The organism is Stenotrophomonas sp. 169, assembly GCF_014621775.1.
In the GTDB taxonomy this organism is placed as follows: Bacteria; Pseudomonadota; Gammaproteobacteria; order Xanthomonadales; family Xanthomonadaceae; genus Stenotrophomonas.
Genome location: NZ_CP061204.1, coordinates 334,946 through 349,274, shown reverse-complemented (window position 1 = coordinate 349,274; position 14,329 = coordinate 334,946). Strand labels below are relative to the sequence as shown.

13 protein-coding genes are annotated in these 14,329 nt (G+C 66.3%); 5 read left to right on the top strand and 8 right to left on the bottom strand.

Annotated elements, in window-relative coordinates:
* Positions 1-10: 10 nt before the first annotated feature.
* From ICJ04_RS01425 to ICJ04_RS01410, 4 genes are read right to left on the bottom strand one after another with little or no spacing between them, the layout of a single operon-like run.
* Entirely contained in the window at positions 11-613 is a 603-nt protein-coding gene (locus ICJ04_RS01425) for a response regulator transcription factor (RefSeq protein ID WP_188325795.1), read from the bottom strand.
* Positions 610-1,839 carry a sensor histidine kinase gene (locus tag ICJ04_RS01420; RefSeq protein ID WP_188325794.1) on the bottom strand — a complete coding sequence of 410 codons (1,230 nt, stop codon included), beginning with the start codon at positions 1,837-1,839 and terminating at the stop codon, positions 610-612. Before ICJ04_RS01420 ends, ICJ04_RS01425 begins: the two co-directional genes overlap by 4 nt.
* Positions 1,840-1,845: 6 nt before the next feature.
* Positions 1,846-2,625, bottom strand: a complete 780-nt coding sequence (locus tag ICJ04_RS01415) for an ABC transporter permease (RefSeq protein WP_188325793.1) — start codon at positions 2,623-2,625, stop codon at positions 1,846-1,848.
* The gene (locus ICJ04_RS01410; RefSeq protein ID WP_223202959.1) at positions 2,622-3,521 is read right to left on the bottom strand and encodes an ABC transporter ATP-binding protein; all 900 of its coding nucleotides are present in this window, start codon (positions 3,519-3,521) and stop codon (positions 2,622-2,624) included. The genes ICJ04_RS01415 and ICJ04_RS01410 overlap by 4 nt, the downstream gene beginning before the upstream one ends.
* Before the next feature lie 227 nt (positions 3,522-3,748).
* On the opposite strand from ICJ04_RS01410, the gene ICJ04_RS01405 reads away from it, so the two are divergent.
* The 4 genes from ICJ04_RS01405 to ICJ04_RS01390 are packed head-to-tail and all read left to right on the top strand — an operon-like array spanning position 3,749 to position 8,218.
* Positions 3,749-4,975 (top strand): efflux RND transporter periplasmic adaptor subunit, encoded by a 1,227-nt coding sequence (locus ICJ04_RS01405; protein WP_188327165.1) that lies wholly within the window; start codon positions 3,749-3,751, stop codon positions 4,973-4,975.
* Between the two features lie 51 nt (positions 4,976-5,026).
* Positions 5,027-5,716 (top strand): ABC transporter ATP-binding protein, encoded by a 690-nt coding sequence (locus tag ICJ04_RS01400; protein ID WP_188325791.1) that lies wholly within the window; start codon positions 5,027-5,029, stop codon positions 5,714-5,716.
* Positions 5,717-5,730: 14 nt separating this feature from the next.
* Complete coding sequence (locus tag ICJ04_RS01395; RefSeq protein ID WP_188325790.1) at positions 5,731-6,888, top strand: ABC transporter permease; 1,158 nt, start codon at positions 5,731-5,733, stop codon at positions 6,886-6,888.
* A gap of 10 nt (positions 6,889-6,898) precedes the next feature.
* Positions 6,899-8,218, top strand: coding sequence for an ABC transporter permease (locus ICJ04_RS01390; RefSeq protein ID WP_188325789.1), 1,320 nt, complete (start codon positions 6,899-6,901; stop codon positions 8,216-8,218).
* Positions 8,219-8,299: 81 nt separating this feature from the next.
* Here ICJ04_RS01390 and ICJ04_RS01385 read toward each other — a convergent pair whose 3' ends face one another.
* From ICJ04_RS01385 to yedA, 3 genes are all read right to left on the bottom strand, one after another.
* Positions 8,300-9,154, bottom strand: a complete 855-nt coding sequence (locus ICJ04_RS01385) for a hypothetical protein (protein ID WP_188325788.1) — start codon at positions 9,152-9,154, stop codon at positions 8,300-8,302.
* Positions 9,155-9,322: 168 nt separating this feature from the next.
* A complete protein-coding gene (gene rarD / locus ICJ04_RS01380) occupies positions 9,323-10,222 on the bottom strand; it encodes an EamA family transporter RarD (RefSeq protein ID WP_188325787.1) in 900 nt (299 codons plus the stop codon).
* On the bottom strand, positions 10,219-11,118 hold the full coding sequence (gene yedA / locus ICJ04_RS01375) for a drug/metabolite exporter YedA (protein ID WP_188325786.1): 900 nt from the start codon (positions 11,116-11,118) through the stop codon (positions 10,219-10,221). Before yedA ends, rarD begins: the two co-directional genes overlap by 4 nt.
* Positions 11,119-11,204: 86 nt before the next feature.
* Here yedA and ICJ04_RS01370 point away from each other — a divergent pair, with 86 nt between their 5' ends.
* Complete coding sequence (locus ICJ04_RS01370; RefSeq protein WP_223202958.1) at positions 11,205-12,536, top strand: uracil-xanthine permease family protein; 1,332 nt, start codon at positions 11,205-11,207, stop codon at positions 12,534-12,536.
* Positions 12,537-12,656: 120 nt separating this feature from the next.
* Here ICJ04_RS01370 and ICJ04_RS01365 read toward each other — a convergent pair whose 3' ends face one another.
* Positions 12,657-14,309, bottom strand: a complete 1,653-nt coding sequence (locus tag ICJ04_RS01365; protein WP_188327163.1) for a M28 family metallopeptidase — start codon at positions 14,307-14,309, stop codon at positions 12,657-12,659.
* Between the last annotated feature and the right edge of the window lie 20 nt (positions 14,310-14,329).

Sequence of the window (14,329 nt, the reverse complement as noted above, 5' to 3'; positions counted from 1 at the left end):
GTCCCCTTTTTCAGAGCCAGCCTTTCTGGCGGGCGAGGCGGTAGGCTTCGATACGGTTGGCGACGCCCAGCTTGCCGATGCACTCGGACAGGTAGTTGCGTACGGTGCCGTGTGAAAGGCCGAGGTCGGTGGCGATTTCGCCGGCGGTCTTGCCCTCGCCGGCCAGGCGCAGCACGCGGCGCTCGCGGTCGGTCAATGGGTCGGCCTGCGACCAGGCGTCCAAGGCCAGCTGCGGGTCGATCGCGCGGGCGCCCTGCTGTACGCGCCGCAGCGCATCGGCGAGATGGTCAGCCGGTGCGTCCTTCAGCAGGTAGCCGAGCACGCCGGCATCCAACGCACGGCGCAGGAAACCCGTACGCGCGAAGGTGGTGACGATCACTACCTTGATCGGCAGCTGTTGCCGTGCGATGCGCTGGGCAAGCTCCAGTCCGGTCAGTCCGGGCATTTCGATGTCGGTGACCAGGATGTCCGGCTGCACCTGCTGCAGCATGCGCCATGCGGCTTCGCCGTCCGCTGCACTGCCCAGCACCTCGATATCCGGCTCAAGGCCGAGCAGCGCCGACAAGGCACCGCGCACCATGGCCTGGTCTTCGGCCAATACGATCCGGATCATGATGCTTCCCTGGATGACGTGGGATGAAAGGGGGCGGGCACACTGTGCGTTCCCTTGGGCGTTACCGGCATCGGCACGCTGGCCGCGATGCAGGTGCCGCCCTGCGGCGTTGTACTGATCTGCAGCGTGCCCTGCAGTGCCACGATGCGTTCACGCATTCCGGCGAGACCATTGCCTTCGCGCGTCACTCCACCGCGGCCATTGTCACAGACCTGCATACGCAAGGTGTTGCCCACACGCTCGAAGTCGACCTGCGCCGTGCCGGCACGCGCGTGGCGGGCGATGTTGGTGACCGCTTCGCGCAACACCAGGGCCAGCGCCCGCTCGGTTTCCAGCGGCATGGGCGGCGGTGGCTGGTACGCCAGGTGCACCTGCTGGCATTCCAGCAGCAGACGTGCCGACGCCAGTTCACCGGCAAGGTCGCTGGAGCGGAATCCGGTGACGGCGCTGCGCACCTCTGCAAGCGCCTGCCGCGCAATATCTTCCGCTTCGCCCATCTCCAGCCTGGCACGTGCGTCGCCACGATCGTACAGCTTGCGCGACAGCTCCAGCTTCAATGTGATCAGCGACAGGGTGTGGCCGAGCAGATCGTGCAGGTCGCGCCCGATGCGCTCACGTTCGGCGGTGGCGGCAAGGCGCCGTACTTCGTCCTGCGAAAGCTGCAGTTGGGCGTCGCGGTCCCTGTTGAGCGACTCGGTGTTGGAGATGAGCCCGATCACCACCGACATGAAGGGAATCCAGACCAGGTTCTGCCATGCCCACCCCGAGAGATACGCCGTGCTGACATACACGGCATTGAGCAGCAGCAACTGCAGAACATAGCGCCAGGTACTGCCGCTGCGGCAGACGCGCAGCATCACGCAACCGAACACGAAGTAGCTGATGCCCGAGGGATACCACGGCACCAGCACCAGGCTCAACGCCACCATCGCCAAGGCGTAGCGGGGCGCGTGGTGGCGCGGCGACAGCATCGTGCGCGCATAGAGGAAAAGGAACGTCGGGTAGCTGATCAGCGTCAGCACCCCCCAGCGCGCGGTGTAGCCGCCACCGAACAGCGGCGTCAGGAACACCCACGACGTCCATAACAGGTGGATGTAATCACTCCAGGCGGACTGTCCCCGCCGCCGATGATCGGCTGCAGCGGAATCCGGCGCAGGGCGCACGAGGGGGGCAAGCCACTTCAATGGCACAGGGGATTCCAGCAGGGGACGGTCGCGGCCGATCATGCCATGTCAGCCGATGCGGCGCAGGCGGCGAGAGGCAAGCAGTGCACAGCACACCGTCACCGCGACCAGCACCAGTACGTGCACGGTCGCGCTGCCGCTGGTCGGCTCGCCCATCACCGGTAACGCAAGCTGCGCCGCATGCCACGTCGGCCATAACGGCGCAAAGGTGCTGAACACCGTGGGCAGCGCGGACAACGGCACCCACAGACCTGACAGCAGGGCCATCGGCAGGTAGACCAGGTTGACCACGGCAGGGGCGGCATCGGCACCGACCCAGGTCCCGATCAACAGGCCGATCGCACCCAGTGGCAAGGCAACCAGCGCCGCCACGCCCAGCAGTCCGCAGACCTGCCCTGGGGCCAGCTGCACCCCTCCCAGCAGGCGCGCGGCAAGAATCAGCAATACCGCAACCATCAGCGCGAAGATCACCGCCATCAGCAGGCGCGCCAGCAGCGGCGCCAACGGCGGCACCGGCAAGGCGCGTTTCAGGGTCAACAGGCCACCGGCGCGATCAAGAGCAAACTGCACGCCGAAACCGAACAGCGCCGGTCCCATCGCACCGAACACACAGTAGGTCGCCAGCAGGTAACGCGCCGCGTGGCCGCGGCCCAGCAACACCCCGAACATCAGATAGAACAGCACCGGGAACAGCAGGCACGGCAACACGAAGGCCGGCGTGCGCCACGTACGGCGCAGCTCTGCCTTGAGCTCGGCGACATAGGGCGCCAACGCGCGCGTGGCAGGACGACGCGCCGCAGCGGTGGACGTCCGGGACGTGGCGTTCATTCGGCCTCCTGGGTCATTTCGACGAAGGCTTCGGCAAGCCCGCCGCCACGTACCTCCAGTTCCTGCAACTGCGGGTCGTCGGCCAGCAGACGCGCGACCACCGCTTCGGCCGGTTCGGCCAGCAGCTGCAGGTACGCACCGTCGCGCTGCACCTCGCGCACGCCAGGCCAGTGCCGCACGACGTCTACCTGCAGGGCGCTGCGGCAACGGATGCGGCGCGGTGCCAACTGTGGACGAAACGAGGCGATCGGCCCATCGGCAAGGACCCGTCCCTGCTCCAGCACGATCACCCGATCCGCCAGGGCTTCGGCTTCCTCCAGATAGTGGGTGGTCAAGACGACGCCACAGCCGTCACTGACCAGGCTGCGGATCGCTTTCCACATCACCTGTCGGGAATCGACGTCCAGCCCGGTCGTCGGCTCGTCCAGGAACAGCAGGTGCGGCCGGCCGCAGACCGCGATGGCGAACTGCACGCGCCGCTGTTGACCGCCGGACAGCTGGCCGTAGCGGCGATGCTGCAGGGATTCGATACCGGCCGTTGCCAGCGCCTCCTGCAGCGGCAGGGGATCCGGATAGCTGGCACGGAACTGATCGACCAGTTCGCCGACCTGCAGTTTCTCCGGCAGCGCCGTGCTCTGCAGCATCACCCCCACCTGCGCGCGCTGGCGCCGCGACTGTGGGTCCCCGCCCATCAGCACCGCGGTGCCGGCGTCGGCATGGCGCAAGCCGAGCAGCACGGCAATGGCGGTGCTTTTTCCCGCCCCGTTGCGACCCAGCAGCGCAAGCACCTCGCCGCCGTGCACCTGCAGGCTGATGCCACGCAGCGCCGGGGCAGCGCGGTAGGTCACCTTTACGGTGTCCAGTGAAGCGAGCGGTGTAACGGAGGGCGTGTGCATGCGGGGCATCCTGGCGGGCGGGCGGTGGTCTGCATGGATCGTGGATCACGCTGGCAGCTTCGCGGTTTCCGCCTGTGGCACGCAGTGCCCGCCGTCAGCCATATCAGGTGACAGCTGTCACTGCACCGGCAACGCAGGAGCGCGCATTCTGTGCAGGCACCGGAGCTCCCGTTTGCCCCTCGGGGACCGGGGGGTCACACTCCGCTCGATCCATCGTCATGGTCCCTATGAACGCCTCCAGTGAACTCCTGAAAGAACTTCGCATCGATCGCAAGACGCCGCCGCCGCCCACGCCGGGTGGCCGCCGCTGGCTGTGGATCGTGATTGCCGTGGTGGTGCTGCTCGGTATCGCCGCGGCGGTGTGGATGCTGCGCCCGCAGGCCGTTGAGGTACAGACGGCACCCGCAGTGGCCTTGGACGGGGCGGGCGCTGCCTCATCGGTGCTTGATGCCAGTGGCTACGTGGTCGCACGGCGCATGGCCACGGTATCGGCCAAGATCACCGGCAAAGTCCGCGAGGTGATGATCGAAGAAGGCATGCGCGTCGAGGAAGGCCAGATCATGGCGACGCTGGACCCGATCGATGCGGGCGCCCAGCGCGACCTGTCTGCCTCGCAGGTGCAGGCAGCCCGCAGCCAGGTGGCCGGATTGCAGGCGCAGCTGAAACAGGCGGATGCTGAAGCGGGCCGCCTGCAATCCCTGGTCGGGCAGCAGCTGGTGTCGCGTTCGCAGTTCGACCAGTCCATCGCCCAGCGCGACAGCCTGCGTGCGCAGCTGGATACCGCACAGCGCAACGTGCAGGTGGCGGGCAACCAGCTGGCCATCGCCGACCTCGGCGTGGACAACAACATCGTGCGCGCACCGTTCTCCGGGGTGGTCACCGCCAAGGCGGCGCAGCCGGGTGAGATCGTATCGCCGTTGTCGGCAGGCGGTGGCTTCACCCGTACCGGTATCGGCACCATCGTGGACATGGATTCATTGGAGATCGAAGTCGAGGTCGGCGAGGCCTTCATCGGTCGCGTGCAGCCGAAGATGCCGGTCGAGGCCACGCTCAATGCCTACCCGGACTGGAAGATCCCGGCGGAGGTGATTGCCATCGTTCCCACGGCGGACCGTGGCAAGGCGACGGTCAAGGTACGTGTATCGATCAAGACCCGCGACCCACGCATCGTGCCGGAGATGGGCGTGCGGGTGAGCTTCCTGGAGCAGCCGAAGGCGGACACCCAGGACAGGCCGAAGGGCGTGCGCATCCCGGCCACGGCGGTCGTGCAGCGCGACGGAGGCAGCGTGGTGTTCGTGCTGGCCGATGACCGCGTGCAGCAGCGCACGGTGACCCCGGGGCTGGCACTGAACGCAGACCGACAGATCCTGCAGGGCGTACGCGCTGGCGAGGCGGTGGTGATCGATCCGACGGACGCGTTGCACGACGGCAGCAAGGTAAAGGAACAACCGTAGGTTTTCTGTCTGACGGCCAGCGGCCGTTACAACCGCATCTGGAGAATCGGCATGTCGACCCTGGTTTCATTGCGCAACATCATCAAGACCTACCAGCGCGGACCAGAGCAGGTGAAGGTCCTGCACGGGATCGACCTGGACATCGAGAAGGGCGACTTCGTCGCGCTGATGGGGCCTTCCGGTTCGGGCAAGACCACCCTGCTGAACCTGATCGGGGGACTGGATTCGCCCAGCGACGGCGAGATCACCATCGAAGACGAGCGCATCGACCAGATGAGCGGCGGCCAGCTGTCCACCTGGCGCAGCCACCACGTTGGCTTCGTTTTCCAGTTCTACAACCTGATGCCGATGCTGACCGCGCAGAAGAACGTCGAGCTGCCCTTGTTGTTGACCCACCTCAACGCGGCCCAGCGCAAGCGCAACGCGGAAATCGCCCTGACCTTGGTCGGCCTGGCGGACCGCCGCAGCCACCGCCCCAACGAACTGTCCGGTGGTCAGCAGCAGCGCGTGGCCATCGCGCGCGCGATCGTGTCCGACCCCACGTTCCTTATCTGCGACGAGCCTACGGGCGACCTTGACCGCCAGTCCGCCGAAGAGATCCTGCAGTTGCTGCAGCAGCTCAACCGCGAGCACGGCAAGACGATCATCATGGTCACCCACGATCCGAAGGCCGCCGAGTACGCGACCCATACCGTGCACCTGGACAAGGGCGAACTTGCCGCCGCACCGCTGGCGCACTGACCGAGGGCACGCTGATGAAATACTTCTCACTGGTCTGGGCGCAGCTGTTCCGCAGCCGCACCCGCACCCTGCTGACCCTGCTGTCGGTGGTAGCGGCCTTCCTGCTGTTCGGCATGCTGGATTCGGTCCGCGTGGCGTTCACTGCGGGCGGTAGCGTGGAAGGCGCCAATCGGCTGATCACTGCCTCGCGGCTGTCCATCACCCAGTCGCTGCCGATCCGCCTGGACGCACAGATCCGGCAGGTCGCCGGCGTACGCGACGTCACCTACGGCATGTGGTTCGGGGGCATCTACCGCGATCCCAAGGATTTTTTCCCCAACTTCTCGGTGGCACCGAACTACTTCGACATCTACCGCGAGCTGGAGGTCGCCCCCGACCAGCTGAAGCGCTGGCAGGACACACGGACCGGCGCCATCGTCGGCGAATCCCTGGCGAAGAAGTTCGGCTGGAAGGTCGGCGACACCATTCCCTTGCAGGCCACCATCTTCCCGCGCGGTGGCAGTAATGACTGGCCGCTGGAGCTGGTCGGCACGTTCCGCTCCAAAGACCGCACCGTGGCCGGCAATGAAGAGCAGCAGCTGGTGATGAACTGGAAATATTTCGATGAGTCCAACGACTACATCAAGAGCCAGGTGAGCTGGTACACCATCACCCTGGACAATCCGGACCACGCCTCGCGCGTCGCCCAGGCCATCGATGCGATCTCGGCCAACTCCGACCATGAGACCAAGACCCAGACCGAATCGGCGTTCCAGCAGGCCTTCGTCAAACAGTTCGCGGACATCGGCATGATCGTGACGTCGATCATGGGCGCGGTGTTCTTCACCCTGCTGCTGCTGACCGGCAACACCATGGCGCAGGCCGTGCGCGAACGCATACCCGAGCTGGCCACGCTGAAGACACTGGGCTTCCAGGACCGCACCGTACTGACCCTGGTGATGGTGGAAGCCATCCTGCTGGTCGGCCTGGGCGGCGCGATCGGCATGGGCCTGGCGGCGCTCATCCTGCCGGTACTGGCGCCACAGACGCGCGGCCTGTTGCCGCCGCATGTACCCACCGCCACGTGGCTGGTGGGCATCGCCCTGATCATCGTGATCGGCATCGTGGTCGGACTGCTGCCGGCGCTGCGCGCCAAGCGGCTGAAGATCGTCGACGCGCTGGCCGGACGCTGAGGACATGACCATGAAGAACACCCTGAAGAAGTGGCTGCTCAATGCCGCGATGCTGTTCGCGCTCGCGGTCGGCCTGGCGTTCTGGGTCTGGCTGCCCTGGTGGGGGGTGCTGGCCGTCACCGTGCTGCTGGCGCTGTGGCTGCTGCTGGGCCGCAGTGGACGGCTTGCGCTGGCGGCCACCCGCATCGGCATCGCCAGCCTGCCGCAGCGCTGGGGCGCCTCGTCGGTGATCGTGGTCGGCATCGCTGGCGTGGTCGGCGTACTGGTGGCGATGCTGGCGATGGGTGCCGGCTTCCAGGCCACGCTCAACAGTACCGGCGATGACACCACCGCCATCGTGCTGCGTGGCGGCTCGCAGGCAGAGACCAACTCGGTGATCACCCGCACGCAGGTACCGCTGCTGTCGACCCTGCCCGGCGTAGCGCGGGACGACAAGGGACGCGCCCTGTTGTCGCCGGAGCTGTCACAGGTGGTCAACCTGGTATCGAAGTCCGACGGCACCGATGTCAACGCGCAGTTCCGCGGGGTGGGCGACATGGCCTGGGCGGTGCACGACAAGGTGCGCATCATCGAGGGCCGCAAGTTCGCCAGCGGCAAGCGCGAGATGGTGGTCGGCCAAGGGGCGAAGACCCAGTTCCGCGACATGGACGTGGGCAGCACGCTGAACCTGGGCAACCAGACGTGGACAGTGGTGGGCGTGTTCGCCTCCGGCGATGCGCACGATTCGGAGCTGTGGACCGACGTCGATACGCTGGCCACCACCTACCAGCGGAGTGCCCTGCAGTCGGTGACGGTGCGCACCGACGGCAAGCCCGGTTTCGAACAGTTCAAGGCAGCGGTCGCCGGCGATCCCCGGCTGAAGCTCGACGTGGAAACCACCCGGGTCTACTACAGCAAGCAGGGCGGCGGCCTGACCACCCTGATCAACATCCTGGGCAAGGTGATCGGCACGATCATGGCCATCGGTGCGGTGTTCGGCGCGCTGAACACCATGTATGCCGCTGTCGCCACGCGCGCCCGCGAGATCGCCACCATGCGCGCGATCGGTTTCCGCGGCCTGCCTGTGGTGACCGCCGTGATGCTGGAAACGATGCTGCTGGCCCTGCTGGGTGGCCTGCTGGGCTGCGCGGTGGCGTGGCTGCTGTTCAACGGCTACAGCGTATCGACGATCGGCAGCAACTTCAGCGCCGTGGTGTTCAAGTTCCACGTCTCGCCGGAGCTGCTGTGGAGCGGCCTGAAGTGGGCACTCGGCATCGGCCTGGTCGGCGGCCTGTTCCCCGCCCTGCGCGCCGCCCGCCTGCCGATCACCACCGCCCTGCGCGAGGTCTGAGCAAAAAGGGGACGGAGGGGATTAAGTCGTTTCTGGCCCTTAAGGTGCGGAAAACGACTTAGCACCCTCCGTCCCCTTTTTTCATCTGCGTTCGCAAGCAATGTGCCCGTTGGTCTTTCTGCAGTTGAAGGAGACCGAACTACCGGGCTTTACTTCGCCAGTAACCGGAATCCCCGCCCAGTCCAGCCACTGCAGAAAGGCCGGCAGCTCGTCCCCGGCCGATGTATAAACGGGAAAGCTGTAGGATTCAGATCCGTCCGGACCAACAATATCCTCTGCACTGTCGGGTACGGCACGGGACGAGATTCCCTCCGACGCCAGATACTCCCATCGACGCGTGCCACGGTCGAAGTAGAAAGTCGCATTGCCGAGGGACCTCAGGTAGCCGGGTCTACTGGTGAAGTTCAGACGGGCGAGCAAAGGCTTTGCATCATCACGCTCGAACCAGAAGCGCAGCACGCGCCCCTCTTGCACATCGGCGGAGAGGTAGGCCAGTCCAGGCTGATCAGACAGATGCCGCCGTACGATCTCGCGCCCGGTTTCGCGATCCGGATTAAGCCCACCCAGGTGATGTCCCCAAAGGACGGTCATGCTCCGCCCATGGGAGCTGCCGGGTGCATGGAGATAGGTGTTCGAGAACACATGGATGGTCTCGTCACGGTCGGTGTCATAGGCCGCCAACATGGCCTCGAACTGGGTCGTGATCCAGGCCGCTGGTGTGAAGGACACTGCACGCAGTTGGTTGCCCTGCGCCGTTACCGTGAATCCGGTGATGTCCACGCGGGCCGCATCATAGACGTAATGCTCACCCAGCCCCTGCTGGAGGGCGACATGCTCCATCTCTGCCGGGGTGCAGTAGTAGCAGGTGTAGGCGATCGGATCATCTGCCCAGGCCGAGGGGGCGAAAAGCAGGAACAACAATGCAACGCATCGCATGGTGACTCTCCGTGCAGCCCGCTGGGCAAGAGCCGTCATTGAAAGTGGATATCCGCTGCAGGACTTCCATAAATGCTGCAAATCACAAAGAAACGGGGACGGAGGGGATTAAGTCGTTTTTGGCACCCGAAGAGCCAAAAACGACTTAATCCCCTCCGTCCCCTTTTTTCAGCGGCGGGTTCGGCGCAGGCCGTCGAAGACGAACAGGGCCAGGCCGGCCCAGATGGCGGCGAAGCCGACGGCACGGGCGCTGTCGAACGATTCGTTGAAGAAGAACACGCCCAGCACCAGGCCCAGGCTGGGCGCGATGAACTGCAGCACGCCCACCGTCGAGAGCGCGATGCGCTTCACGCCGTAAGCGAAACCGATCAGTGGGGCGGCAGTGACCACGCCACCGAAGATCAGCAGCAGGTCGTTGCGCCAGCCCCAGCCGCCGAAGAAACCGCCGCCATGACCGCTTTCGCTCCACAGCGCGAAGCCCAGCGCGGGGAGGAACAGGTACAGGCTTTCCACCGCCAATCCGGCCACCGGATCCACCGAGATCAATTTGCGCAGCAGGCCGTACAGGCCGAACGAGCCGGCCAGACCCAAGGCGATCCACGGCGGTGCGCCGGCCTGCCAGGTCAGCCACGCGACGCCCACGGCGGCGCAGGCCACGGCCAGCCACTGTAGGCGGCGCAGGCGCTCCTTCAGCACCACCACGCCCAGCACTACGCTCACCAAAGGGTTGATGAAGTAGCCGAGGCTGGTATCGATCACATGGCCGGCGTTGATCGCCCAGATGTACAACCCCCAGTTGAAGGCAATGGCGATGCTGCTGATGGCCAGCGTCGCCAGCGCCCGCGGTTGTGCGGCGATGGCCCTGAACCACTGCAGCCGGCTGCTGAGCAGCAGCCACGCCACCACCAGCACCGTGCTCCAGATGATGCGATGGGCGATGATCTGGAACGAGGGCACCTCGCGCAGCAGATGCCAGTACACCGGCACCAGCCCCCACAACACGAAGGTGAAGGCGGTAACCGCAAAGCCGCGTCGCTGCTCCTGCTCACTGACCAGTGCCACGCTCACTTGCGCGCCCTCGCCAGCATCAGCACCACCACGCCGACCAGGATCACCGCCATCGCCACCAGGTCGCGCCAGCCGAAATGCTCGCCGTTGAGCAGCACGCCCAACAGCACCGCGATCACCGGATTGACGTAGGCATAGCTGCCGGCCAGCGCCGGGCGCACGTTGTGCAGCAGCCACACGTAGGCGGTGAAGGCGATGATGGAACCGAACACGCACAGGTAGGCGACGGCCAACAGGCCCTCGCGGGTGGGCAGGCTGGTCGGCCGCTCGCCGACGGCCAGCCCGGTGATGACCAACAGCACGCCACCGCAGATCATCTGCCCGGCCGCGGTCATGAACGGCGTGGGCAGGTTCTGCCCGCGCACCCAGACCGAGCCGAAGGCCCAGCCCACCGGTGCCACCAGCAGCAGGACCAGGCCGGTCGGCGAGGCGGCCAGGCTGCTGCCCGCATTGAGCCAGACCACGCCGAGGAACCCGATGGCGATGCCCAGCCACTCCCCGCGCGTGGCATGCTGGCCGCGCACGGCGGAGAACAACGCCATCCACAAAGGCACCGATGCCACCGCGGTGGCCGCCAGGCCGGACGACACATCCCGCTCGGCCAGCACCACCATGCCGTTGCCCAGCAGCAGCATGGTGAAGCCCATGATGGCCAGGTTGCGCCACTGGGGCAGCGTCGGCCGGGGCACCTTCCAGAACAGCCGCAGCGCCGCATACATCAGGCTGCCCGCCACGATGAAGCGCGCCCCGGACACCGACGTCAGCGGCAGCACGCCGGCCTGCAGCGCCTTGGCAATGCCCAGGTACGTCGAGCCCCACACCACATAGACCAGCAGCAAGGCCAGGGCGACGGCACCGCCGCGCGGGGCGGCGGGAGATTCAGGGACGACGGCCATGGGCCACCACGATGCGGGGGAAGGGGGATTCTAGGCCTTTGCCGGCCCCGCGAGCAGTCAATAACGCGGCATGCTGTTTTCGACGGATGGCCGCAGCCGTCTATATCATGGCGCTCCGGCACTGCCCGCGAATAGTTTGCCGGCGCCACACCGAGGAAGGCCTGACGATGCAGGATGAATTCAACGACCCGCTGTGGCGCCAGGTGCTGTCCGGTGCGCAGATGCTGTTCGTGGCCTTCGGTGCGCTGGTGCTGATGCCGCTGATCACTGGCCTGGACCCCAACGTCGCGCTGTTCACCGCCGGACTGGGCACCTTGTTGTTCCAACTGGTGACCGGCCGGCAGGTGCCGGTATTCCTGGCCTCCAGCTTCGCCTTCATCACCCCGATCATTCTTGCCAAGCAACAGTTCGGGTTGGCCGAAACCATGGGCGGGGTGATGGCGGCCGGCTTCGTGTACACGTTCCTTGGCTTCGCCGTGAAGATCAAAGGCACCGGGTTCATCGATCGCGTACTGCCTCCCGTCGTGATAGGCCCGGTGATCATCTCGATCGGTCTGGCGATGGCACCGATCGCAGCGAACATGGCGATGGGCAAGGATGCCGACGGCACGGTGCTCATCCCCTACCAGACCGCCATGCTGATTTCGATGCCCGCCTTGTTGATCACGCTGGTGGTGGCGGTGTTCGGGCGCGGCATGTTCCGCCTGCTGCCGATCATGTTCGGCGTACTGGTGGGGTTCGGGCTGTCGTTCGCGTTCGGCGTGGTCGACACCGCGCGTATCGCCGCCGCACCGTGGTTCGCCCTGCCCCACTTCACCGCGCCCGCCTTCAACTGGCAGGCCATCCTGTTCATCGTGCCCGTCGCGCTGGCGCCGGCCATCGAACACATCGGCGGGGTGATCGCGGTGGGCAGCGTGACCGGGCGTGATTACCTGAAGAAGCCGGGCCTGCACCGCACGTTGTTCGGTGATGGCGTGGCGACCACCGCGGCCGGCCTGTTCGGAGGCCCACCCAACACCACCTACGCTGAAGTGACCGGCGCGGTGATGCTGACCAGGAACTACAACCCGAAGATCATGACGTGGGCGGCGATCTTCGCCGTCAGCCTGGCCTTCATCGGCAAGTTCGGCGCGCTGCTGCAGAGCATTCCCGTGCCGGTGATGGGCGGCATCCTGTGCCTGTTGTTCGGCTCCATCGCGGCGGTGGGCATGAACACCCTGATCCGCCACCGGATCGATCTGGGCGAAGCCCGCAACCTGGTGATCGTATCGGTGACGCTGGTGTTCGGCATCGGCGGCGTGCTGGTCGGCACCGGCACGGGCCCGGACGACTTCGGCCTGAAGGGCATCGCGCTGTGCGCGGTGGTGGCGATCGCACTGAACCTGCTGCTGCCCGCGAGCAAGTCACCAACGCCCTGACGTGCACGTGTGGCCGACAGGACGTTGGACAGAAGCCGGCACCGCGCACCAACCGGGGTCAGCGCCGTTTCGCATGGCGAACGCGTGCCGACCCCGCTACCTCCTGGATAATCGCCCGCGTCAGCGCCGCGCGGCGTCGCTGGCCTCGCGTGCCTTGCGGAACTCCGATCCTTCTTCCCACGTCGGCCACGTACGGCTGTTGGCGAGTTCCGCGCCCAGGTCGTAAACCAGCAGCGTGTCAGCGGCATGGCCGGCCGGATCCCACGTCGGGGTCCAGGCATCACAGGCCTGGTGGTAGCAGTCGGCGAAGTACTTCTCCCGCAACGCGCGGCCCGCTTCGACACCGCCTTCCCGCTTGTCCAGGCCTGGGCCTACGGTGATCGCCGGCACGCCCAGACGGGCGAACGCGAAGTGGTCGGCACGGTAGAAGAAACCCGCTTCCAGATTCGGATCGGGGCTGTAGGTGCGGCCGCGCGCCTTCGCCACCCGCTCCAGATCGCCTTCCAGGGACACACGCCCCTTGCCCCATGAGGCGATATCGCGCGTTGCCCCGTCCGGACTGAACATCTCGATGTTCAGCACCGCCGCGGTCTTCTCCAGCGGCGCCAGCGGATGCGTGGCGTAGTAACTCGCGCCCAGCAGGCCCTTTTCTTCGGCGGTCAGCGCAACGAAGTACAGGGTGCGCTGCGGCTGCGGGCCCGCCGCGAACACGCGGCCGAGTTCGAGCACGGTCGCCACGCCGGTGGCGTTGTCGATGGCACCGTGGCGTACCCGGTCACCCTTGGCATCCGGCTGGCCGATGCCGAAGGCATCCCAATGAGCGGAGAAGATCACCGCTTCATCGCCGTGCTCTCCACCGGGCAGCTTGGCCACCACGTTGCGGGTGACCACCGCTTCGCGCTTGAGCTTGAAGGCCGCACTCAGCGTGGCATTGTCCAGCACCACCGGCTTGAAATCCGCCTTCTGCGCCTTGCGCTTCTCCGCATCGAAATCGAGGCCGGCATCGGCGAAGATCGCCTCGGCCAGCGAGCGTTGCATCCAGCCGCGCAACGGCGTGTGCTGCGCCATCGCGTCGTCGTTGCTGCGCTGGATGTCGAACAGCGGCGAGGTGCCCGAGCTCTTCACCGTGGCCCAGCCATAGGCCGCCGGTGCGGTCTCGTGCACGATCAGGACGCCGGCCGCACCGCGGCGGGCCGCTTCTTCGAACTTGTAAGTCCAGCGACCGTAGTAAGTAACGGCCTTGCCATCGAACGCGCCCGGGGCATCGGTCTCGAAGTCGGCATCGTTGATCAGCATCACCGCGATCTTGCCGCGCAGATCCGTGCCCTTGTAGTCGTCCCAGTTGCGCTCCGGCGCATCGATGCCGTAGCCGACGAACACCAGCGGCGCGTCCTTCAGCTGCACGCTGTCGCGCGGCTGCAGGCTCTGCAGGGTCACATCCTCACCGTTCACCAGGCGACGCGTGCCGCCCTTCAACGACAGCGTCGCGACCGCCGGACCCGCCAGCTGCGCGCGCACCAGCGGCACCGGCTGTACCCAGGTGCCATCAACGCCGCCGGGCTGCAGGCCGTAGCTGCGGAACTGTTGGATCAGGTACTGCACGGTGCGCTCCTCACCCTCGGTGGCAGGCGCACGTCCTTCGAACTCGTCCGATGCGAGCACGCGCACATGGCGGGAGAGCGCCTGCGGATCGATGCCGCCGCCAGGAAGATCATTCGCCGCATGGGCAAGGCCACCGACGAACAGGCAGGACGACAACAACAGCACGCGCATCGGATTCACGGATCACCGGG

Bases quoted from the DNA above. Each gene is read 5' to 3' on its own strand.
- ICJ04_RS01425 (WP_188325795.1), bottom strand. From the start codon at position 613: ATGATCCGGATCGTATTGGCCGAAGACCAGGCCATGGTGCGCGGTGCC.
- ICJ04_RS01420 (WP_188325794.1), bottom strand. From the start codon at position 1,839: ATGATCGGCCGCGACCGTCCCCTGCTGGAATCCCCTGTGCCATTGAAG.
- ICJ04_RS01415 (WP_188325793.1), bottom strand. From the start codon at position 2,625: ATGAACGCCACGTCCCGGACGTCCACCGCTGCGGCGCGTCGTCCTGCC.
- ICJ04_RS01410 (WP_223202959.1), bottom strand. From the start codon at position 3,521: ATGCACACGCCCTCCGTTACACCGCTCGCTTCACTGGACACCGTAAAG.
- ICJ04_RS01405 (WP_188327165.1), top strand. From the start codon at position 3,749: ATGAACGCCTCCAGTGAACTCCTGAAAGAACTTCGCATCGATCGCAAG.
- ICJ04_RS01400 (WP_188325791.1), top strand. From the start codon at position 5,027: ATGTCGACCCTGGTTTCATTGCGCAACATCATCAAGACCTACCAGCGC.
- ICJ04_RS01395 (WP_188325790.1), top strand. From the start codon at position 5,731: ATGAAATACTTCTCACTGGTCTGGGCGCAGCTGTTCCGCAGCCGCACC.
- ICJ04_RS01390 (WP_188325789.1), top strand. From the start codon at position 6,899: ATGAAGAACACCCTGAAGAAGTGGCTGCTCAATGCCGCGATGCTGTTC.
- ICJ04_RS01385 (WP_188325788.1), bottom strand. From the start codon at position 9,154: ATGCGATGCGTTGCATTGTTGTTCCTGCTTTTCGCCCCCTCGGCCTGG.
- yedA (WP_188325786.1), bottom strand. From the start codon at position 11,118: ATGGCCGTCGTCCCTGAATCTCCCGCCGCCCCGCGCGGCGGTGCCGTC.
- ICJ04_RS01370 (WP_223202958.1), top strand. From the start codon at position 11,205: ATGGCCGCAGCCGTCTATATCATGGCGCTCCGGCACTGCCCGCGAATA.
- ICJ04_RS01365 (WP_188327163.1), bottom strand. From the start codon at position 14,309: ATGCGCGTGCTGTTGTTGTCGTCCTGCCTGTTCGTCGGTGGCCTTGCC.